19 protein-coding genes are annotated in these 19,168 nt (G+C 55.7%); 14 read left to right on the forward strand and 5 right to left on the reverse strand.

Features of this window, described 5'->3' with window-relative positions:
- Positions 1 to 177: 177 nt before the first annotated feature.
- Complete coding sequence (gene malP / locus HGO41_RS09985; RefSeq protein ID WP_119261104.1) at positions 178 to 2,592, forward strand: maltodextrin phosphorylase; 2,415 nt, start codon at positions 178 to 180, stop codon at positions 2,590 to 2,592.
- Positions 2,593 to 2,600: 8 nt separating this feature from the next.
- Complete coding sequence (malQ, locus tag HGO41_RS09990; RefSeq protein ID WP_250980996.1) at positions 2,601 to 4,676, forward strand: 4-alpha-glucanotransferase; 2,076 nt, start codon at positions 2,601 to 2,603, stop codon at positions 4,674 to 4,676.
- Between the two features lie 53 nt (positions 4,677 to 4,729).
- On the opposite strand, the gene nfuA is transcribed toward malQ, so the two are convergent.
- Positions 4,730 to 5,305 carry a Fe-S biogenesis protein NfuA gene (gene nfuA, locus HGO41_RS09995; RefSeq protein ID WP_013573573.1) on the reverse strand — a complete coding sequence of 192 codons (576 nt, stop codon included), beginning with the start codon at positions 5,303 to 5,305 and terminating at the stop codon, positions 4,730 to 4,732.
- Between the two features lie 97 nt (positions 5,306 to 5,402).
- Complete coding sequence (gene gntX / locus HGO41_RS10000; protein WP_250980997.1) at positions 5,403 to 6,092, reverse strand: DNA utilization protein GntX; 690 nt, start codon at positions 6,090 to 6,092, stop codon at positions 5,403 to 5,405.
- Positions 6,093 to 6,138: 46 nt separating this feature from the next.
- On the opposite strand from gntX, the gene bioH reads away from it, so the two are divergent.
- The 12 genes from bioH (at position 6,139) to HGO41_RS10060 (ending at position 15,580) form a co-directional block, all read left to right on the forward strand.
- The gene (bioH, locus tag HGO41_RS10005) at positions 6,139 to 6,921 is read left to right on the forward strand and encodes a pimeloyl-ACP methyl ester esterase BioH (RefSeq protein ID WP_013573575.1); all 783 of its coding nucleotides are present in this window, start codon (positions 6,139 to 6,141) and stop codon (positions 6,919 to 6,921) included.
- A gap of 220 nt (positions 6,922 to 7,141) precedes the next feature.
- The gene (locus HGO41_RS10010) at positions 7,142 to 7,411 is read left to right on the forward strand and encodes a YdgH/BhsA/McbA-like domain containing protein (protein WP_014333504.1); all 270 of its coding nucleotides are present in this window, start codon (positions 7,142 to 7,144) and stop codon (positions 7,409 to 7,411) included.
- A gap of 307 nt (positions 7,412 to 7,718) precedes the next feature.
- Positions 7,719 to 9,380, forward strand: a complete 1,662-nt coding sequence (gene mdcA / locus HGO41_RS10015; RefSeq protein WP_250980998.1) for a malonate decarboxylase subunit alpha — start codon at positions 7,719 to 7,721, stop codon at positions 9,378 to 9,380.
- Positions 9,381 to 9,385: 5 nt separating this feature from the next.
- Entirely contained in the window at positions 9,386 to 10,243 is an 858-nt protein-coding gene (locus tag HGO41_RS10020; RefSeq protein ID WP_037033698.1) for a triphosphoribosyl-dephospho-CoA synthase, read from the forward strand.
- 40 nt (positions 10,244 to 10,283) lie between these two features.
- Positions 10,284 to 10,586: a malonate decarboxylase subunit delta gene (locus HGO41_RS10025; RefSeq protein ID WP_013573579.1), complete on the forward strand. Its 303-nt coding sequence runs from the start codon at positions 10,284 to 10,286 to the stop codon at positions 10,584 to 10,586.
- On the forward strand, positions 10,576 to 11,418 hold the full coding sequence (locus HGO41_RS10030) for a biotin-independent malonate decarboxylase subunit beta (RefSeq protein WP_013573580.1): 843 nt from the start codon (positions 10,576 to 10,578) through the stop codon (positions 11,416 to 11,418). The genes HGO41_RS10025 and HGO41_RS10030 overlap by 11 nt, the downstream gene beginning before the upstream one ends.
- A complete protein-coding gene (gene mdcE / locus HGO41_RS10035) occupies positions 11,415 to 12,230 on the forward strand; it encodes a biotin-independent malonate decarboxylase subunit gamma (protein WP_112151934.1) in 816 nt (271 codons plus the stop codon). The genes HGO41_RS10030 and mdcE overlap by 4 nt, the downstream gene beginning before the upstream one ends.
- Before the next feature lie 190 nt (positions 12,231 to 12,420).
- Complete coding sequence (locus HGO41_RS10040; RefSeq protein ID WP_013573582.1) at positions 12,421 to 13,383, forward strand: AEC family transporter; 963 nt, start codon at positions 12,421 to 12,423, stop codon at positions 13,381 to 13,383.
- 17 nt (positions 13,384 to 13,400) lie between these two features.
- On the forward strand, positions 13,401 to 14,027 hold the full coding sequence (locus HGO41_RS10045; RefSeq protein WP_250980999.1) for a malonate decarboxylase holo-ACP synthase: 627 nt from the start codon (positions 13,401 to 13,403) through the stop codon (positions 14,025 to 14,027).
- A gap of 27 nt (positions 14,028 to 14,054) precedes the next feature.
- Entirely contained in the window at positions 14,055 to 14,990 is a 936-nt protein-coding gene (mdcH, locus tag HGO41_RS10050) for a malonate decarboxylase subunit epsilon (RefSeq protein ID WP_013573584.1), read from the forward strand.
- Positions 14,991 to 15,090: 100 nt separating this feature from the next.
- Positions 15,091 to 15,330, forward strand: coding sequence for a DUF4160 domain-containing protein (locus HGO41_RS10055; protein ID WP_014411499.1), 240 nt, complete (start codon positions 15,091 to 15,093; stop codon positions 15,328 to 15,330).
- Positions 15,314 to 15,580: a DUF2442 domain-containing protein gene (locus tag HGO41_RS10060; RefSeq protein WP_131638460.1), complete on the forward strand. Its 267-nt coding sequence runs from the start codon at positions 15,314 to 15,316 to the stop codon at positions 15,578 to 15,580. Before HGO41_RS10055 ends, HGO41_RS10060 begins: the two co-directional genes overlap by 17 nt.
- Here HGO41_RS10060 and HGO41_RS10065 read toward each other — a convergent pair.
- The 3 genes from HGO41_RS10065 to feoB all read right to left on the reverse strand — a co-directional run bounded on the left by HGO41_RS10065 (position 15,560) and on the right by feoB (position 19,115).
- Positions 15,560 to 16,480, reverse strand: coding sequence for a LysR family transcriptional regulator (locus HGO41_RS10065; protein ID WP_013573587.1), 921 nt, complete (start codon positions 16,478 to 16,480; stop codon positions 15,560 to 15,562). The two genes, HGO41_RS10060 and HGO41_RS10065, sit on opposite strands and share 21 nt — an antisense overlap.
- A gap of 68 nt (positions 16,481 to 16,548) precedes the next feature.
- Positions 16,549 to 16,788 (reverse strand): FeoC-like transcriptional regulator, encoded by a 240-nt coding sequence (locus tag HGO41_RS10070; protein WP_013573588.1) that lies wholly within the window; start codon positions 16,786 to 16,788, stop codon positions 16,549 to 16,551.
- Between the two features lie 8 nt (positions 16,789 to 16,796).
- Complete coding sequence (gene feoB / locus HGO41_RS10075) at positions 16,797 to 19,115, reverse strand: Fe(2+) transporter permease subunit FeoB (protein ID WP_013573589.1); 2,319 nt, start codon at positions 19,113 to 19,115, stop codon at positions 16,797 to 16,799.
- Between the last annotated feature and the right edge of the window lie 53 nt (positions 19,116 to 19,168).

Genomic DNA, 19,168 nt, shown 5'->3' on the forward strand with positions numbered 1-19,168 from the left:
TGAGGGTTGGGGCGGGGTTTTAATGGCATCTCCGGCATCCCTTCGACATGATTTCATGCATTTTTCCTCATCCCCGCAGTGAGCATTTTTCCAGCATAGGGTTTATACATAGATATCGCGATCACACTTTTTCTCACGGAAGCATTCCGTCCCCTCAGACTGAAAAGAGACTGCCCTATGTCGAAGATCACGTTCAAGCAGGATGTTTTTTTGGCGGCGCTCACCCGCCAGTGGCAAGCGTTCGGACTCACTTCAGCTTCAGATATGACCCGGCACCAGTGGTGGCATGCGGTCAGCGCCGCCGTCGCGGAACAAATTCCCCCGCAAAATGAGCCGGTCAGCAGTAAAAGCAAAAAAATTATCCGCCACGTTAACTATATCTCGATGGAATTTCTGGTCGGGCGTCTCACCGGTAACAATCTGATTAATCTCGGCTGGTACGAAAAAATTGCCGCTGCGCTGGAACAATTTGATATCAACCTGACCGACCTGCTGGAAGAAGAAATTGATCCGGCGCTGGGCAATGGCGGGCTGGGACGGCTGGCGGCCTGTTATCTCGATGCGATGGCTTCCGTCGGGCAGCCCGGCATCGGTTACGGCCTGAATTATCAGTACGGTTTATTCCGCCAGCGTTTTGTTGACGGCAAACAGAAAGAGTCGCCGGACGACTGGCACCGCAGCGAATATCCGTGGTTCCGCCACAACAGTTCGCTGGCGGTCAGCGTCGGTATTGGCGGTAAAATCGTGAAAAATGAGCAGGGCGTTTCACGCTGGGAACCGGAATTTACCCTGCGTGGCGAAGCCTGGGATTTACCGGTAATGGGTTACCGCAACGGTATCACGCAACCGTTGCGCTTATGGGAAGCCACGCATCCGCATCCGTTTGATCTCGAAAAGTTTAATGACGGCGAGTTTCTGAAAGCCGAACAACAGGGTATCGACGCCGCCAAACTCACCAAAGTGTTGTATCCGAACGACAACCATCAGGCCGGTAAACGCCTGCGCCTGATGCAGCAGTATTTTCAGTGCGCCTGCTCGGTGGCCGATATCCTGCGGCGTCATCATTTCCTTGGCCGCAAAATCAGCGAACTGCCGGATTATGAAGTCATCCAGCTCAACGATACGCACCCGACCATCGCTATTCCTGAAATGCTGCGCGTGCTGCTCGACGAGCATCAGTTGAGCTGGGATGACGCGTGGCACATCACCAGCCGCACCTTCGCGTACACCAACCACACGTTAATGCCGGAAGCGCTGGAAACCTGGGACGAGCGACTGGTGCGCAGCCTGTTGCCGCGTCATTTCCAGATCATTAAACAGATCAACGCCAACTTTAAGAAACGGGTCAGCAAAGAATGGCCGGGTGATGAGGCGGTCTGGGCGAAACTTGCCGTGCATCACGACAAACAGGTGCGTATGGCGAACCTCTGCGTGGTCGCGGGTTTTGCGGTTAACGGCGTGGCGGCGCTGCATTCCGATCTGGTGGTCAAAGATCTGTTCCCGGAGTATCACCAGTTGTGGCCGGAAAAATTCCATAACGTGACTAACGGCATCACGCCGCGCCGCTGGCTTAAACAATGTAATCCGGCGCTGTCGGCACTGATTGATGAACGGCTGAAAACCGACAGTTGGGTCAATAATCTGGACCTGCTGAAAGGTCTGGAAGACGGCGTTAAAGACAAAAAATTCTGCAAACAGTACCGCAAAATCAAACACGATAACAAAGTGCGGCTGGCGGAATACGTCTGGCAGCGCATGGGGATCCGGCTTAATCCTGACGCGATTTTCGATGTACAGATTAAACGCCTGCATGAATACAAACGTCAGCATCTCAATCTGCTGCATATTCTTTCCCTGTACCGCCAGATCCGCGATAACCCGAAACTCGACATCGTGCCGCGTGTTTTCCTGTTCGGCGCCAAAGCCGCGCCCGGTTATTACCTCGCCAAAAATATTATTTATGCGATCAATCAGGTGGCGGAGAAGATCAACAACGATCCGATCGTCGCCGATCGTCTCAAAGTGGTGTTCATTCCCGATTATTGTGTGTCGGTGGCAGAACTGATGATCCCGGCGGCGGATGTGTCGGAGCAGATTTCTACCGCCGGGAAAGAGGCTTCCGGTACCGGCAATATGAAACTGGCGCTGAACGGTGCACTGACCGTCGGCACGCTGGATGGTGCCAACGTCGAAATTGCCGAACAAGTCGGCGAGGACAACATCTTTATCTTTGGACTGACCGTCGATGAAGTCAAAGCGCAGCTGAAAAAAGGCTACAAGCCGAAAGCGCTGGTGAAAAAGGACAAACATCTCAAAGCCATTCTCGACGAACTGGCCAGCGGTTTTTATGCCAGTGGTGACAAAAAGGCCTTCGATCTGATGCTCAACAGTCTGCTCGATGGCGGTGATCCGTATCTGGTGCTGGCGGATTTTGCCACCTATTGCGAGGCGCAAAAACAGGTCGATGCGCTTTACCGTAATGCCGATGAATGGACCCGCCGTACCTTGCTCAACACGGCCCGTGTAGGCATGTTCAGCGCTGACCGTTCCATCCGCGATTATCAGCAGCGCATCTGGCAGGCCAAACGATAGGAGCCGACATGGAGGACAAGCAACTTGCTGAGGCCGCGCGCCGGGCAGGCATTGTAGACAGTTTCATTAATATGACGGATGACGTGGAAACGGTGTCAGATGGCACGCGCGTCGCCTTGCTGGCGGCGATGGGGCGTGATCCGGCTGACGTGCCGGAAATTACGCCCGTGCCGCCGGTCAAAGTGTTTACACAAGGCAAAAAAGTGTGGCTCACGCCGGAAGGCAGTGGCGCATTTCAATGGCAACTGACGCAGGAAAATGGCAGCCAGACGCAGGGCGAAATCCTGACAGGCAACGTGTTGAACCTCGGGGCTGCGCTGCCTGCCGGCTATCACCAGTTGACGTTATCGCAAAATGATAACGTCTGGCCTTGCCGGATCATCGTCGCGCCGCCGCGCTGTTATGAGCCGGAGGCATTGCTGGCAGGGGAAAAACTGTGGGGCGCGACGGTTCAGCTTTACACGCTGCGCTCGGAGAATAACTGGGGCGCAGGCGACTTCGGTGACCTGAAAAAAATGGTCGAAGAAGTTGGGAAACGCGGCGGGGCGTTCGTCGGGCTGAATCCGATACACGCGCTCTATCCGGCGAATCCGCAAAGTGCCAGCCCTTACAGTCCGTCGTCGCGCCGCTGGCTGAATCTGACCTACATTGATGTGAATGCCGTGGAGGAGTTTACCGCCAGTCGCGAGGCGCAAGACTGGTGGCATTCGACAGAGACGCGCGAGGCGTTATTGCAGGCACGCAGCACGGAGTTTGTCGATTATCCGCTGGTGATGGCGTTGAAATCGGCGGCGCTGAAACTGGCCTGGCCGCTGTTTTGCGAGTTGCCGGAAGACAGCCCGCGTAAGCAGGATTTTCGCCGTTTCGTCGCACTTGGTGGCGACAGCCTGCGACAGCAGGCGTTGTTCGACGCACTGCATACGCATCTGCGCGATCTGGATTTAGGCCAGTGGGGCTGGCCGGTATGGCCGGAAGTCTATCGTGATGCGAAAAGTGCACAAGTGCGGGAATTCAGCGAGCGTTACGCCGGTGAAATTGAATTTTATCAGTGGCAGCAATGGCTGGCGCAGATGCAGTTTTCCGCATGTTATCAGCGCAGTGTTGAGCTGAAGATGCCGATCGGCGTGTATCGTGATCTGGCGGTTGGCGTAGCGCAAGGCGGCGCGGAAACCTGGTCCGATCCGGCGCTGTATTGCCTGAATGCTACCATCGGTGCGCCGCCAGATATTCTCGGGCCGCAGGGACAAAACTGGGGGCTTCCGCCCATTGATCCACACGAAATGAAAGCCCGTGCCTATCAGCCGTTCATAGATTTGCTGCGTGCAAACATGGCGGAATGCGGTGCACTGCGTATCGATCACGTCATGGGGTTGCTGCGTTTGTGGTGGATACCCGCCGAACAGGACGCGGGCAGCGGCGCGTATGTCCGTTATCCGCTGGAGGATTTACTCGGTGTGCTGGCTTTGGAAAGTCAGCGGCATCAGTGCATGGTGATTGGTGAAGATCTCGGTACCGTGCCGAAAGAAATCCTCGCCAGCCTGCGTGACAGCGGGGTGTATTCCTACAAAGTGCTGTATTTCGAGCACGATAAACACTTCCTTTACCGGCCGCCGGAAGATTATGTTTCACAAGCGATGGCAACGGTCACCACCCATGATTTACCGACGTTGCGGGGCTACTGGGAAGGGGGCGATTTAACGCTCGGAGCGTCGCTGGGCGTTTATCCTGATCCGCAGGTGCTGGAAAAACTGCGCGGGGAACGTGAACGTAGCAAGCAGGGGCTTCTTAATGCGCTGCATCTGACACAGTGTGTGCCGAAATCGATCAGCCGCAGTGCTGAAAACATGCCGATGACGCCGCTGCTGAACCTGGGTTTGCAACGTTATCTGGCGGGCAGTGCCAGCGCGTTGCTGGGTTTGCAACCGGAAGACTGGCTGGACATGGATTTGCCGGTGAATGTGCCGGGCACCAATACCGAATACCCCAACTGGCGGCGCAAACTGACGCGAACCCTGGAGGACATGTTTGCTGATGAGCATATTGATGCGCTGCTCAGTGATTTAAACCAGCGCAGGCAGGCATAAAAAAAGCACCCAACGGAAGGGTGCTTTTTATGTTCTGGCTGATCAGCAGGTGATCAGTAGAAGGAGTGTTCGCCGCGCTGGTGCTCGGTCAGGTCGCGCACGCCTTTCAGCTCAGGGAAGTTTTGCAGCAGTTCTTTCTCGATGCCGTCTTTCAGGGTGACATCAATCATCGAACAGCCGTTGCAACCGCCGCCGAATTGCAGGATAGCGATGCCGTCGTCGGTGATTTCCATCAGGGAAACACGACCACCGTGGCTGGCTAACTGCGGGTTAATCTGCGACTGCAACTGATATTCAACACGTTCCATCAGCGGCGCATCGTCAGAGACTTTACGCATTTTGGCGTTCGGGGCTTTCAGCGTGAGCTGGGAACCGAGCTGATCGGTGACGAAGTCGATCACGGCGTCTTGCAGATAAGGCGCGCTTAATTCATCAATGAAAGCAGACAGTTTCTCGAACTTGAGTTCGGTATCCGTCGCTTCTACGGCGTCAGGTGGGCAATAGGAGACACCGCATTCTGCGGTTGGCGTACCGGGATTGATCACGAATACGCGGATTTGGGTGCCTTCTTCCTGGCTTGCCAGCAATTTGGCAAAGTGCTCTTGGGCAGCATCGGTAATAAGGATCATAACATTCGCTCAATAGTTGACTACTCTAGTTGGTTATAATACGCCCTTTGTTTTTACCCGTCACCCTTCACGTTGCCAGTGTGTTAGCAGCACGTGCTTACGCCTGTAAAGTCCGGCAAATACAGGCAATTTGCAGCGAAGCAACGCCCTGATTACGCAGAATCTTGCTGATTTCCCTGACAGTACTGCCGGTCGTGACCACATCATCGAGCAACATCACGTGCTTATCGCGCAGGCTGGCATGGCAGGTGAAGGCTTTGCGCAGATTCCACTTTCTCTCGTGCTCGGTCAGACTTTGCTGCGGCGGCGTGCGCCGGTTGCGGCTCAGGGCATCGGGCAGATATTGGCAATGCAGCCAGCGTGCCAGCGGCTTCGCGAGCAATTCACTCTGATTATACCCGCGCGAGAAATAGCGCTTCTGATGCAGCGGCACGCTGAGAAGCACGTCGGGTCTGGGCAGATTGCTCATCCGGTAGCGTTCCTGCCAGCGCAGAAAAAGTAAACGGGCAAGTGTGGTGTCGAGTTCCGGTTGCCTGGAGAATTTGAACCGCAGAACCAGCCCGCTCACCGGCATTTCATAAGGGCTGGCGAAGATCATCGCGTCCCACTGTGGGGGTTTTAACAGACAACGTCCGCAATTGGCATGGCCCCCGGAAGAGGGCAATCCGCAGCGCAGGCAGCAGGGCGGTGCGACCGGCAGATGTTTCATGCACAAACTGCAAATGCCCTGAACCGGGAGATGCAGCGGACACTGGCATAGCCAACAGCGGCTGGCAATTGTTAGCATAGCGGCGGGTTCCTTTTGCCAATCAGACAGACACGGACAATACGCTATGAATACGCTTTACCGGGAGACTATCGGCGAAGGAGATCGCCATCTTGTGCTGCTTCACGGATGGGGGCTGAATGCCGAAGTGTGGCGTTACACGGCAGAGCGACTTGCGCCGCAATTTTGTCTGCATCTGATTGATCTGCCGGGCTATGGCCGCAGTGAGGGTTTCGGGGCGATGACGCTGGAAGAGATGGCGGAAACCGTGCTTGCCGCAATGCCGGAGAAAAGCGCATTACTTGGCTGGTCGCTGGGCGGCCTGGTGGCCAGCCAGATAGCCCTGAGTGCGCCGCAGCGCGTGGAAAAACTGATTACCGTGGCATCATCGCCCTGTTTTGCAGCCCATGAAAACTGGCCGGGGATCCGCCCGGACGTATTACAGGGTTTTCAGCATCAGTTAAGTGAAGATTTCCAGCGCACGGTTGAGCGTTTTCTGGCGCTGCAGACGCTGGGCAGCGACAGCGCCCGTCAGGATGCGCGGCTGCTTAAATCGATCGTCCTGAATCTGCCGATGCCGCCGGTGGCCGTGCTCAATGGCGGGCTGGAGATTTTACGCAACGTGGATTTGCGCCAGCCGGTGACGCAACTGACCTTGCCAGTCCTGCGTATTTACGGTGCGCTCGACGGGCTGGTACCGAGAAAAATGGTGCCGCTGATGGATGCGATTCTGCCCGATTCCTGTTCGGAAGTCGTTGAAAAGGCTGCACATGCGCCGTTTATCTCCCACCCTGATAGGTTTTGTGAACTTGTCGAGCGTTTCCTGATTGCAGACTGCAAGCCAATGTAAATATTTTTTTCAATTTTCTGGCTAATTCTCAAGGGTGACTAATACTTAAGCCGATGATGACGGGGTGAAAGGTGGGCGTAAGTTGTTACGCGAGCCTGTTTGCGTCTCTGGGGAGTTTACTGGCGTTTAACCATGAAGGTCATGCCAGCGCAGATACACCCGCTGTTCATATCCTGACTGCTTTCTTTGAGAACTATTCATCCAATTTAGAGGTAATGTCATGAAATCAAACAAAATTATCGTTGCGGCAATTCTGACAGGGTTATTCTCACTCAACGCGATGGCGGCAGAGATGATCTCGAAAGAAGAAGCCAAAGATAAGGGTTACACCAGTCTGGGCGTGGTCACGACCAGCAATGAATACACTGCGCCAATGGATGCGAAAGAAGAATTGTCCAAACTGGCTGATGAAAAGGGCGGCAAATACTATGTGGTGATTGCGGCTCAGGAGAAGAAGAAAATCACCGCAACGGCTGAAGTCTTCAAATAATCGCTTTTATGCTGCTCTGAACCCCGGGATGCCTTTGTGCATCCCTTTTTTATTCCCGTTTTCTGTGCGCTCCTTCTCTTTCTTTGTTCTGTATCAATTTGTTTTTAAAGAAATACGTCAGATCGTTACTCTCAGCGTAACGAAGTGTCCGGACGCTTAATTGATGCAATATTCTTCGCTGCTTACACTTAGCAGGCTATCAAAACAGGTCAAATGTGATGCAACCGCCACTTGACTGAACTTCCCGATGCCTCTTGTTTCATCACGCCGGGAAAGATTCAGCAAGCTCAACCCAGGGAGGTTTGGCATGCCGCAACATCCGCAGACCACGAAAGTGTGGGACACCCGCCGCAATGAAAAACAACGGCGTATCGACAGTGTCCGTTCCGTGGCAGAGGGTAAAGTTTTACCCACAGATAAAATTATCCCCATCCTCGAAACGCTGATTGCCTCCGGCGACCGCGTGGTGATGGAGGGTAACAACCAAAAACAAGCTGACTTCCTTTCCCGATCACTGGCGAAAGTGAATCCTGAAAAGCTGCATGATTTACATATGATCATGCCGAGCGTCAGCCGCGCTGAACATCTGGATCTCTTTGAACGTGGCATCGCCCGTAAGCTCGATTTTGCGTTCTCCGGTCCGCAAAGCCTGCGCATCGCGCAGTTGCTGGAAGACGGTCAGATGGAAATCGGTGCGATCCACACCTATATCGAACTGTATTCCCGTCTTTACGTCGATCTGGTGCCGAACATCGCACTGATCGCCGGTTTCAAAGCTGACCGCAAAGGCAATCTGTATACCGGCGCAAGCACCGAAGACACCCCGGCGCTGGTCGAAGCCGCAGCCTTCAAAAACGGTATCGTGATTGCGCAGGTCAACGAACTGGTTGAAGAAGACACCGATCTGCCGCGCGTCGATATTCCGGGCGACTGGATCGATTTCGTGGTCGTCGCCGACAAGCCATTCTTCATAGAACCGCTGTTCACCCGTGACCCGCGCCTGATCAAACCGGTTCACGTGCTGATGGCCATGATGGCCATTAAAGGTATCTACGCCAAACACAACGTGCAGTCGCTCAACCACGGCATCGGTTTTAACACCGCCGCTATCGAACTGCTGTTGCCCACTTACGGCGAACAGCTCGGCCTGCGCGGCAAAATCTGTAAATACTGGACACTGAACCCGCATCCGACGCTGATCCCGGCGATTGAAAGCGGCTGGGTGGAAACCGTTCACTGCTTCGGCGGCGAAATGGGGATGGAAGAATATATCCGCACCCGTCCTGACGTGTTCTTCACCGGCTCCGACGGTTCTATGCGCTCCAACCGTGCGTTCTGCCAGATGGCAGGCCAGTACGCGGTAGACATGTTCATCGGTTCGACCTTGCAGGTTGACGGGCTGGCGAACTCGTCAACCGTGACCCGCGGTCGTCTGGCCGGTTTCGGGGGCGCGCCTAACATGGGGCATGATCCGCACGGTCGCCGTCACTCCACGCCAGCCTGGCTCGACATGATTGAAGAGCCGGACCCGATGGCTCGCGGTAAAAAACTGGTCGTACAGATGGTGGAAACCTTCCAGGCCGGTGGCAAACCGACATTCGTTGAGAAACTCGAAGCCGTCGATGTGGGTAAAGAATCCGGTATGCCGCTGGCGCCGGTGATGATTTACGGCGACGACGTGACCCACGTGCTGACCGAAGAAGGTATCGCCTATCTTTACCGCGCCCGTTCTCTCGAAGAACGCCGTGCGATGGTGGCGGCAGTTGCCGGTATCACTGACATCGGTCTGGGCGTTGACGCCAAACGCGTCGCCGACCTGCGCCGTCAGGAACTGGTGGTCTTCCCGGAAGATATGGGCATCCGCCGCACCGACGCCACCCGTTCATTACTGGCGGCGGGCAGCGTGAGCGAGCTGGTTGACTGGTCCGGCGGCTTGTATAACCCGCCAGCCAAATTCCGTAGCTGGTGATCACTATGCCGCAGACTTTAACGACTGGCGCTCTGCTCACAGCGGAAGAACTGGCCGAAAGGCTGGCAGAAACGGCGACGCAGGCGCTGATCGACGAAGCGCGGCTTAGCCCGAAACCGGGGCTGGTAGACAGCCGGAGTGCCGGAGCCCATCAGGATTTAAGTTTAGATCTGATGGTGCGTTCGGCGCGCAGCCTGACGTCCACGTTCTATTTGCTGGCTTTACACAGCTGGCAGCGCCCGGCGGATATCGCCCTGCGTCAGGAAGTGGGCCGTTTAGGTCGTGCTGGCGAAGCGCAGATGATGGCGGAAACCGGCGGCGTGAATACTCACCGGGGCGCTATCTGGGCGATGGGGTTGCTGGTCAGCGCCGTTGCCATGCAGCCGGAAAGTTTACTGCCGCTGCATATTGCGCAGCGCGCCGCGAAAATTGCGGTGTTGCCCGATGCTTTCAGCCCGAAAAAATTCAGTAAAGGTTCGCACGCCGTGCAGCGTTATCAGGTGCCGGGTGCACGCGAAGAGGCACAAAGCGGTTTCCCGCACATTATCGGTTGTGCACTGCCGCAGCTTCATCACAGCCGGGCACACGGCGCCAGCGAAAGCGAAGCGCAGGTCGATGCCTTACTGGCGGTGATGTCCACACTGGCTGACACCTGCGTGCTGTCACGCGGTGGCTTACCGGCGCTGGAAGCCATGCATCAGGGCGCGCAGGCCGTGCTGGAAGCCGGTGGCACCAGCACGATGGCGGGCAAACAACGGTTGCGCCATCTCGAACACCGGATGCTGGCGGACAACACATCGCCCGGCGGTGCCGCTGATTTACTGGCTGCGACGCTGTTTCTTGACCGCGTCAGCGTGGTCTGAACCGGATACGCATTAACTAACATCAGTACAAAGAGGTGTTATGGAACGTTTTGAATTTAACTACCCGGCGGCAAAACCGCTGGCAGGCCGTGCCGAAGCAGGCGTGGTAGGTTCCGGCGATTTAGAAGCGCTGTATGAACCAAAAACAGTCAATGAACTGAACATTATCGTCACCACCTCGGTCGACGGCAGCCATACCTTATGGCAGAACTTTTTTAACCGTCTGAGTGCGCTGCGTGAATTACCGGCCGGTCGTCTCGACATCAATGATTTTGGCGCCACACCCGGGGTTGCCCGTCTGCGTATCGAACAGGTCTTTGAGGAGGCTGAAAATGCCAACTGATACTGATCAGAGCTTTATCGAACTGAGCGCCCGTCAGCGCGCCCGCAAATTGCTGGACGCCGGGACTTTCCGTGAACTGCTCGGGCCGTTCGAACGCATTATGTCGCCGTGGCTGGAACCGCAGGGCATCGTGCCGCAGGCCGATGACGGCATGGTCGTCGCCAAAGGTCAGATTAACGGCCAGCCTGCTGTCGTTGTGGCGATTGAAGGCAGCTTCCAGGGCGGCAGCATGGGCGAAGTGTCCGGTGCCAAAATGGCCGCTGCGCTGGAAATGGCTGCAGAAGATAACCGTAACGGCATCCCGACGCAGGCCGTTCTGCTGCTGGAAACCGGCGGTGTGCGTTTGCAGGAAGCCAATCTGGGTCTGGCGGCGATCGCGGATATTCACGCCGCCATTGTTGATTTGCGCCGCTATACGCCGGTGATCGGCGTCGTTGCCGGTACTGTTGGTTGCTTTGGCGGGATGTCGATTGCCGCCGCGCTGTGCAGCTATCTGATTGTCACCCGTGAAGCCCGTCTGGGACTGAACGGTCCGCAGGTTATCGAACAGGAAGCCGGTATCGATGAATACGATTCCCGCGACCGTCCGTTTATCTGGAGCATGACCGGTGGCGAAGTGCGTTATCACAGCGGGTTTGTTGATGCGCTGGTGAAAGATTCCCTGAATGAAGTGAAAGACAGCGTGCTGGCCTTTATTAAAGCGGGCGTACCTGCGACACATCGTTCTGATAATTATGATTATTACCTGCCAAAACTGACCGGTTTTGACACCGCGCAGCAGGCCAGCCGTGAAGTGACGGAAGCCTTGTTTAACCGGGAGGATCGCGCATGAGCAACGTAGCAAATAATGCAGCCAGCCGGGGTGATTACTGGTTCGCTGAACTGACCAAAGACGCCACTCCGGTAACCGGTCTTTGCCCTTCCGTGAAAGCGGCTGACGGCAAAATGAATGACCAGCCGGTACGTTTCATCGCCGTGGTGCCGGACAAAAATAACCAGTATCCGCGTGCAGCGGGCGGCGAAGTCGGTTTGCTCGAAGGCTGGAATCTGGCAAAAGTCGTTAACGACGTGATTGACGCCGACGCGGATGCCAGCACCAAACGCGCCATCGTGGCGGTCATCGACGTACCAAGTCAGGCTTATGGTCGCCGCGAAGAAGCGTTCGGTATCCATCAGGCGCTGGCCGGTGCCGCAGGCGCTTACGCCAAAGCGCGTCTGGCCGGGCATCCGGTGGTCGGGCTGATTGTCGGTAAAGCGATGTCCGGTGCGTTTCTGGCGCACGGTTATCAGGCTAACAAACTGATCGCCTTCAAAAACGACGGCGTGATGATCCACGCGATGGGTAAAGAATCTGCCGCACGTATCACCTTACGTTCTGTGGACGCGCTGGAAAAACTGGCTGCCACCATTCCGCCGATGGCTTACGACATCGAAAACTACGCCACGCTGGGCCTGCTGTCGCAATTACTCGACATCGCTGACCCGGATAAGGCCACACCCGACGACATCAGCAACGTGCAAAACGTTGTCTGGCAAAACATCCAGGACGCACGCAAAGAAGGCGTTAGCCTCAGCAACCGTCTGGGTGCAGAAAACCGCGCAAGTTCGCAGCGCGTTCGCCAGCAGATGCGCCAGGAATGGTAATTCGTTAACAACTTTCAGTCTCAACCGGTAACGCACCTGCAAACAGCGTGACGCAGCCGCATTGCGGGTTCCCGCCCTGACATACCGTCCGGGCGAGGGCCTGCTGTTGTCTGCAACTGGACTGTCATACTAAAAAAACCATCGCACCGGCGCCGACTGAGCAATCATTTTTTGCCTCAGGAAAAACGCTATGACTTACGTAATATTGCACGCGCTTGCCCCTATTTTCGTCATCATGATCCTCGGTTTTTACGCCGGGAAAGCGAAAATGGTGGATAACCAGAATGTCTCTTTACTGAATATTTTCGTGATGGATTTTGCTTTACCTGCTGCGCTGTTTGCAGCCACCGTACAAACCCCGTGGGCGGGCATTGTGGAACAGTCACCGCTGATTCTGGTGCTGGTTCTGGCGATGTGGATAACCTACGCGGCGATTTACTTTATTTGCACCAAAGTCTTCAAAAAGTCTGCGCAGGACGCGGCGGTGCTGACGCTGACTGTCGCACTGCCAAACTATGCGGCACTGGGTTTGCCTATTCTGGGCAGCGTGCTGGGTGATGCGCCGTCAACATCACTGTCCGTCGCGGTATCTATCGCCTGCGGTTCCGTGCTGATGACGCCGTTCTGTCTGCTGATCCTTGAACGTGAAAAAGCGCGTCTCAGTGGTGAAAATCAGGGATCTTCCCTGGCATTACTGCCGGTTCTGATGTGGCGTTCAGTGAAAAAACCGATCGTCTGGGCACCATTGCTGGGCGTGATCCTGTCAGCGATTGGCATTAAAATGCCGGAAATTTTCCTGGCTTCGATCAAGCCGCTGGGGTTGTCAGCGACCGCATCTGCGCTGTTCCTGACCGGTGTGATCCTGTCAGCCCGTAAACTGAAAATTAACGGTCCGGTGTTGTTGTCTTGTGTGGCGAAAAACCTGATCCAGCCGTTCATCGCCTGGGGTCTGGTTCTGGCATTTGGCCTGAGCGGTCAGGTTGCTGTGACCGCAATACTGATGATTGCGCTGTCTGCCGGTTTCTTCGGTATCGTGTTCGGTAACCGTTTCGGTGTGCAGTCCCCGGATGCAGAAGCATCACTGCTGATCAGTTCCGTATTGTGTATCGTGACTTTGCCGCTGTTTATCTCACTGACCGCTGCATTGCATTGATTTAAGAAGGATTGAATATGTGTGACCCGCGTGCCCATGATTTTGTCTGGATAAGCGACCGTTCAGCGCTGCAAAGCGACGACACTTTACCCGAATGGGTAAACACCGGCTGGCGCACTGCGCTGCCGCTGGTAGTGCGTCGCGATAAGCGTGCTGACGGTGCGGTTCCGGTGGGTATTCGCGGGCTGACCCGTATTCAGCGAGCCGCCGCCTGGATTGACCCGGCGGCGGTGGTGCGGGTCGTCACGCCCGAATCACTGGTCAGCGACGTGAATGCATTACTGCACTCGCCGTTTGTGTCTCAGCAACCGGTGCAGGCGCTGATCACGTTATGCAGTCTGCAACTGCCTTTCGCGTGGGGCGTGACGGGCAGTTGCGCCTACGCGCTGGTCAGTGACCTCCCGGTGATGCATGCCGACAGCGATCTCGATTTACTGGTCCGTTGCGACACATCGGCAGAACCTTCTCAGTTTTCCGATTTTTACGACCAGCTTCAGCGGCTTCCCTGCCGCGCCGATGTTCAGATCAATACGCCGCAGGGGGGATTTGCCCTCAGCGAATGGTTGCGTGGCGGTGACATCATGCTGAAAACGGCGTCCGGCCCGTTGCTGGTGCGTGACCCGTGGCAATCGCCGGCAGGCTAAGGCCCGCAAAAAGAAGCAAGGAGCACGATGAAAATCTTATTTACCTTCCCCGGGCAAGGGCCGCAGGTGCCGCAAATGCTGCATCGCCTGCCGGATAACCCGCTCACGCATTCCCTCATCGAACAGGCCAGCCTCGCGCTGGATGAAGACGTTCTGCTGCTCGACAGCGCCGATGCTCTGCGTTCCACCCGCGCGGTACAACTGTGTTTACTGATTGCCGGTGTGGTCTGGGCGAAACAATGTCAGGCCGAAGGAATCGAAGCCGATTTTTGCAGCGGGCTGTCGATTGGCGCGTTTCCGGCGGCGGTGATTGCCGGTGCGCTCGACTATTGCGATGCTGTACGTCTGGTCGCGCTGCGCGGTGAGCTGATGCAACAGGCTTATCCGCAGGGCTTTGGCCTCTCGGCGATCACCGGTCTGCGTCAGATGCAGGTTGAAGATCTGGTGGCGCAGGTCAACAGTGCAGAATCGCCGGTATATCTGGCGAATATTAACGCGGAAGATCAACTGGTGATTGCCGGCAGCGATGCCGCGATGGCGCAGGTGATGCAACTCGCTAAAGCGCAGGGCGCACAGAAAACCCATCAGCTGGCGGTCAGTGTGCCGTCACACTGTGCGCTGCTTGATCAGCCTGCGGCGAAACTGGTGGAGGCGTTTAAACAGATTCATATTTCCCGCCCGATCAGTGGTTATCTCAGCGGAACAACCGGGCGTGTGTACTGGCAACCGGAAAAAATCGCTGACGACCTGGCGATGAACATGGCCCGTACTGTCAACTGGCGTGACGCCATGGTTGCCGCGTATCAGCGCGATGTGCGGCTGGCGATTGAAATGCCGCCGGGCGCGGTGCTGAGCGGCCTGACACGCCGCGCGATGGAGCAGGGCGAAGCGCTGTCGTTATGCCAGTCGGGTATGCAGGTTGCGCGACGTCTCGCAACACGGTTACGGCAAAACGAACGCTGATTAAAGGCGTGATAGGTTGGTGATGCTACGGAATAAAAGCCTTTCCTGAGTGAAAGGTTTTTTGTTTTTATCGGACTGTTTATACAGGGAAGTCACCGCCATGCCAGTGATACTACGCTTTAAAAATTACCGTTTTTTCTTCTATTCCAATGAAGGAAATCCTCTTGAACCGCATCATATTCATGTAAGATCTGGTCAGAAAGAAGCCAAACTATGGCTTTCACCTGTTGCCCTATGTCGCCAGACAGGTTTTTCTGCCAAAGAGATCAGGGAAATTATAACGTTAACTAACGTTTATCAGACACTATTTCAAGGAGCATGGAATGAATATTTCGCCTAAAAGTGTTCGTTTTGATGAAAGTACAATGTGGGTGACTCTTGAAGATGGCCAGATCCTGACAGTGCCGCTGGCGCAATTTCCTGTTCTGCTGAACGCAACACCCGCACAGCGTCAGGATTGCGAAATCAGTGCTTATGGTTTGCATTGGGATGCTCTGGATGAAGATATTTCCATTGAGGGCTTAATCGTGGGAAAGCCGATCGCTAAACCGGCGACCCATACGAATGCGTCAGCGCTTTCTGCTCGCTAGCGCATACATCCGGCTTTCAGCGGCGAGGGCGAGCAGATTCGGGTCGTGCTCGCGGCTGTGCGGAAAGACCAGCGAAATGGTCTGGCGCATCTGGTAGGCTTCAGCCAGTGGCAGTAATTTTACCGTATTCTCATACACGCCTTTCATCCTGCCGGGAATCAGTGTGTAACCGACACCCGCCTGCACCAGACTCAGCATCGAGAAAATATCATTCACCCGCGTCACGATATCCGGTTCGAAACCGGCGACCTGGAAGGCTTCCTGAAAGCCGTGATAGGTGGCGAACCCTTCAGCCAGCGACACGAATTTCTTCTGTTTGTAATCGCGTAAATCCGCTGTGCCTTCTGAAATCAGTTCTGCGCTGGCCGGTGCGGCGAGGAAGATATCGTCCTGAAACAGCGGCAACTGATCGTAACGCTGGGCATCGACATTGGAATCACTGGTCGAAATCAGGATGGCATCCAGCTGACCGTCTTCCAGCTTGTGCAGTAAATCATTGTTGGACCCCATCACCAGTTCCAGTTCAAGCTCCGGACGGCGCAGTTTCAGCCCCATGATCAGGCGCGGAATGGTTTCCAGCGTCAGCGAATATAACGTGCCGACTTTCAGCCGCTTATCGCCAAAACCGGCGGCGCGCCGGGTCGCCAGGATACCGTGTTCCATTTGCTCGATGACCTGCGTCGCGTGCTCCAGCAGCGCTTCAGCCGCAGGCAGCGGCAGCAGATTGCGGCCACGATGGATAAACAGCGGGCAACGTAAACCTTCTTCCAGTGAATGCAGGGCGCGATGCACGCTGACGCTGCTCAGACCGAGTTGTTCAGCAGTACGCGTGATGTTTTGCTTTTCCATATAAGCGAGGAAGATTTCGAGTTTACGGAAGGTGATTTCACTGTCGATCATGCAGGCTCCTGCGGGCGTAAACGAGGAGTGATGATAGCCGCGACGCGGCTATCAGGAAAGGCTTTGAATCAGTGTCGGGTTAGCTGATAGCTCACCGTGAGGCATTTCTTGCCGTCGGCGCAGCTTTTACAACTGCCGCTCAGACAACTGTCATCAGCTTCGACCACTTCTGCTTTGCGCATGGCGACCAGCCGTTCAAGCATCGCCTGCACCAGCGGTTGTGGTGCATTAAGCTGATGGCTGAGCTGGCGGGCATCTGCCCGCCCGGCCAGTGCGAGACTGTCGCGAACCTGAATCAGACTGGTCATCTCATCTCCTAGTGGCAATCGCTGCCGGTAGCGGGTTTACAACAGGCCGCCACATTGCGCGGTTGCAGATGAACGCTGACCCGGCTGCGGGCTTTGCGCAGGGCGGTTAAGACGAGGGCATTGAAGATCAGTACGATCAGGATAATGCCCGCGCTGTGTGCCGGATGCGTGCTGAACGTTGCCGCCTGATAGAACAGGGTTGCCAGTGAGTACGCCACGTTCAGCCCCCAGAAGATCGAGAACGTCATCCAGCTACGGCTGGTTTCACGGGCAATCGCCCCCATCACCGAGACGCAAGGCACGTAAAGCAATACAAAGATCAGGTAGCTGTAAGCCGAAATCGCCGAACCAAATTTGGTGCTCATGACGCCCATTGAGCTGACGCCCATTTCGCCGTCGCCTTTGCTGGCTTCGATCGGGTTCGACAGCACGCTGATGCTGAAGGTATCTTTCAGACCCTGCCAGGTTTCTTTCACCGCGCCGCCCAGTTCATCGAACAGGTTGAAGCTGGCCGCATCGAAGGCTTCATTGGTGATGTGTTCGGCGGTATATAGCGTGTTCAGCGTACCGACCACCACCTCTTTTGCCATCGCACCGGTGACCAGACCCACGGTCGCCTGCCAGTTGTCAGGATGTACGCCCATCGGCGAGAGCACCGGTGTCAGCACTTTACTGACTGACGCCAGCGCCGAGTCATTGATGTTATCCACCGCCTTGCCGCTGAACGAGAAACTGTTCAGTGCGCCGATGAAAATACTGGCAATCACGATCACCTTACCGGCGCGCAGTACGAAACCTTTCAGACGTTGCCACGTTTGCAGCAGCAGGCTTTTCAGGTGCGGAACGTGATACACCGGCAGTTCCATCACAAACGGCGAGGCTTCGCCGCGCATGATGGTGTATTTCAGCAGCAGTCCGGTCAGGATAGCGACCACGATGCCCAACAGATACAGCGAGAACACCACGGATGCGCCGTCCTGCCCGAAAAAGGCCGCAGAGAACACCGCAAAAATCGCCAGACGTGCGCCGCATGACATGAACGGCGCCATCATCACGGTGATCAGCCTTTCACGCGGCGCATCCAGCGTGCGGGCACCCATAATAGACGGCACGTTACAGCCGAAACCGACAATCAGTGGCACGAAGGATTTACCCGGCAGGCCGAGCGACTGCATCAGCCTGTCCATGACGAACGCGGCACGCGCCATATAACCGGAGTCTTCAAGGAACGACAGGAACAGATACATCATGCCGATTTGTGGCACCAGAGGCAGCACGGTATTGATACCGCCACCCAGCCCCTGTGCCAGAAAAATGGTCAGCCATTGCGGGAAATGCAGGGTAAAGCCAATCCACTGCGTACCCTGAATGAAAATCGCGGCGGAGCCGATATCGAAAATCGGCTGCAGCGCACCACCGATGTTGATGGCCAGCACGAACATCAGATACATCACCAGCAGGAAAATCGGTACGCCCAGAAAGCGGTTGAGGATCACGCGATCGAGCACCTGCGTCAGTTTATTCGGTGCCGTAAGGTGGGAGTTGCTGATCTCTGCGCAAAGCGCCGCGATGCTCTGATAACGCGCATCGGCGATCAGCAGTGCCGGATCGTCCAGTTTCTGCTCAGCCAGCCGGGCTCTTACCTGCGGCAATAATGCCTGTGCGTTGCCTGCGTGCGTCTGGCTATAAATATCCCCTTCAAGAATTTGCAGTGCCAGCCAGCGGCGTTGTTGCAGCGCCATGGCTGGCGGCATTTCGGCGGCCAGCACATCGACTTCCTGTTGTAAAACCGGATGATATTGCACACGTTCCAGCACAGCCACTTGTGGCAATTCGTCGATGGCGGCTTTCAGTTCTTTGATGCCGCTGGCACGGGTAGAAACCAGCGCCACCACCGGGCAACCCAGACGAGCAGACAGCGCAGGGATATCAATATTGATGTTCTGGATTTTGGCGATATCCAGCATGTTCAGCGCCACGATGCATGGCACGCCCAGTTCCAGCAGTTGCAGTGTCAGGTATAAATTGCGCTCGAGGTTTGAGGCATCGACGACGTTGATCATCAGATCCGCGTCGCCGCTCAGAATGTAATGGCAGGCAATTTGTTCATCGAGCGAAGTTTGCTCGGAAATGGTGGTCAGGGAATAGGTACCCGGTAAATCCACCAGCGTAATCTGGTGCGCTGCGGTGGCAAACTGACCTTCTTTGCGCTCGACGGTCACGCCTGCCCAGTTACCGACACGCTGGCGTGAACCGGTTAACTGATTGAAAAGCGTGGTCTTACCTGAGTTTGGGTTACCAATCAGGCCGATCGTTAATGGTTTCATTCGATAAAATCTACGTGTCAGAAAAGGTAAACATGCAAGCCCGGGGCCGCCGC

Origin of the sequence: Rahnella sp. CG8, from assembly GCF_023701875.1 — a bacterium.
Taxonomy (GTDB): Bacteria; Pseudomonadota; Gammaproteobacteria; order Enterobacterales; family Enterobacteriaceae; genus Rahnella; species Rahnella aceris.

Bases quoted from the DNA above. Each gene is read 5' to 3' on its own strand.
- malP (WP_119261104.1), top strand. From the start codon at position 178: ATGTCGAAGATCACGTTCAAGCAGGATGTTTTTTTGGCGGCGCTCACC.
- malQ (WP_250980996.1), top strand. From the start codon at position 2,601: ATGGAGGACAAGCAACTTGCTGAGGCCGCGCGCCGGGCAGGCATTGTA.
- nfuA (WP_013573573.1), bottom strand. From the start codon at position 5,305: ATGATCCTTATTACCGATGCTGCCCAAGAGCACTTTGCCAAATTGCTG.
- gntX (WP_250980997.1), bottom strand. From the start codon at position 6,092: ATGCTAACAATTGCCAGCCGCTGTTGGCTATGCCAGTGTCCGCTGCAT.
- bioH (WP_013573575.1), top strand. From the start codon at position 6,139: ATGAATACGCTTTACCGGGAGACTATCGGCGAAGGAGATCGCCATCTT.
- HGO41_RS10010 (WP_014333504.1), top strand. From the start codon at position 7,142: ATGAAATCAAACAAAATTATCGTTGCGGCAATTCTGACAGGGTTATTC.
- mdcA (WP_250980998.1), top strand. From the start codon at position 7,719: ATGCCGCAACATCCGCAGACCACGAAAGTGTGGGACACCCGCCGCAAT.
- HGO41_RS10020 (WP_037033698.1), top strand. From the start codon at position 9,386: ATGCCGCAGACTTTAACGACTGGCGCTCTGCTCACAGCGGAAGAACTG.
- HGO41_RS10025 (WP_013573579.1), top strand. From the start codon at position 10,284: ATGGAACGTTTTGAATTTAACTACCCGGCGGCAAAACCGCTGGCAGGC.
- HGO41_RS10030 (WP_013573580.1), top strand. From the start codon at position 10,576: ATGCCAACTGATACTGATCAGAGCTTTATCGAACTGAGCGCCCGTCAG.
- mdcE (WP_112151934.1), top strand. From the start codon at position 11,415: ATGAGCAACGTAGCAAATAATGCAGCCAGCCGGGGTGATTACTGGTTC.
- HGO41_RS10040 (WP_013573582.1), top strand. From the start codon at position 12,421: ATGACTTACGTAATATTGCACGCGCTTGCCCCTATTTTCGTCATCATG.
- HGO41_RS10045 (WP_250980999.1), top strand. From the start codon at position 13,401: ATGTGTGACCCGCGTGCCCATGATTTTGTCTGGATAAGCGACCGTTCA.
- mdcH (WP_013573584.1), top strand. From the start codon at position 14,055: ATGAAAATCTTATTTACCTTCCCCGGGCAAGGGCCGCAGGTGCCGCAA.
- HGO41_RS10055 (WP_014411499.1), top strand. From the start codon at position 15,091: ATGCCAGTGATACTACGCTTTAAAAATTACCGTTTTTTCTTCTATTCC.
- HGO41_RS10060 (WP_131638460.1), top strand. From the start codon at position 15,314: ATGAATATTTCGCCTAAAAGTGTTCGTTTTGATGAAAGTACAATGTGG.
- HGO41_RS10065 (WP_013573587.1), bottom strand. From the start codon at position 16,480: ATGATCGACAGTGAAATCACCTTCCGTAAACTCGAAATCTTCCTCGCT.
- HGO41_RS10070 (WP_013573588.1), bottom strand. From the start codon at position 16,788: ATGACCAGTCTGATTCAGGTTCGCGACAGTCTCGCACTGGCCGGGCGG.
- feoB (WP_013573589.1), bottom strand. From the start codon at position 19,115: ATGAAACCATTAACGATCGGCCTGATTGGTAACCCAAACTCAGGTAAG.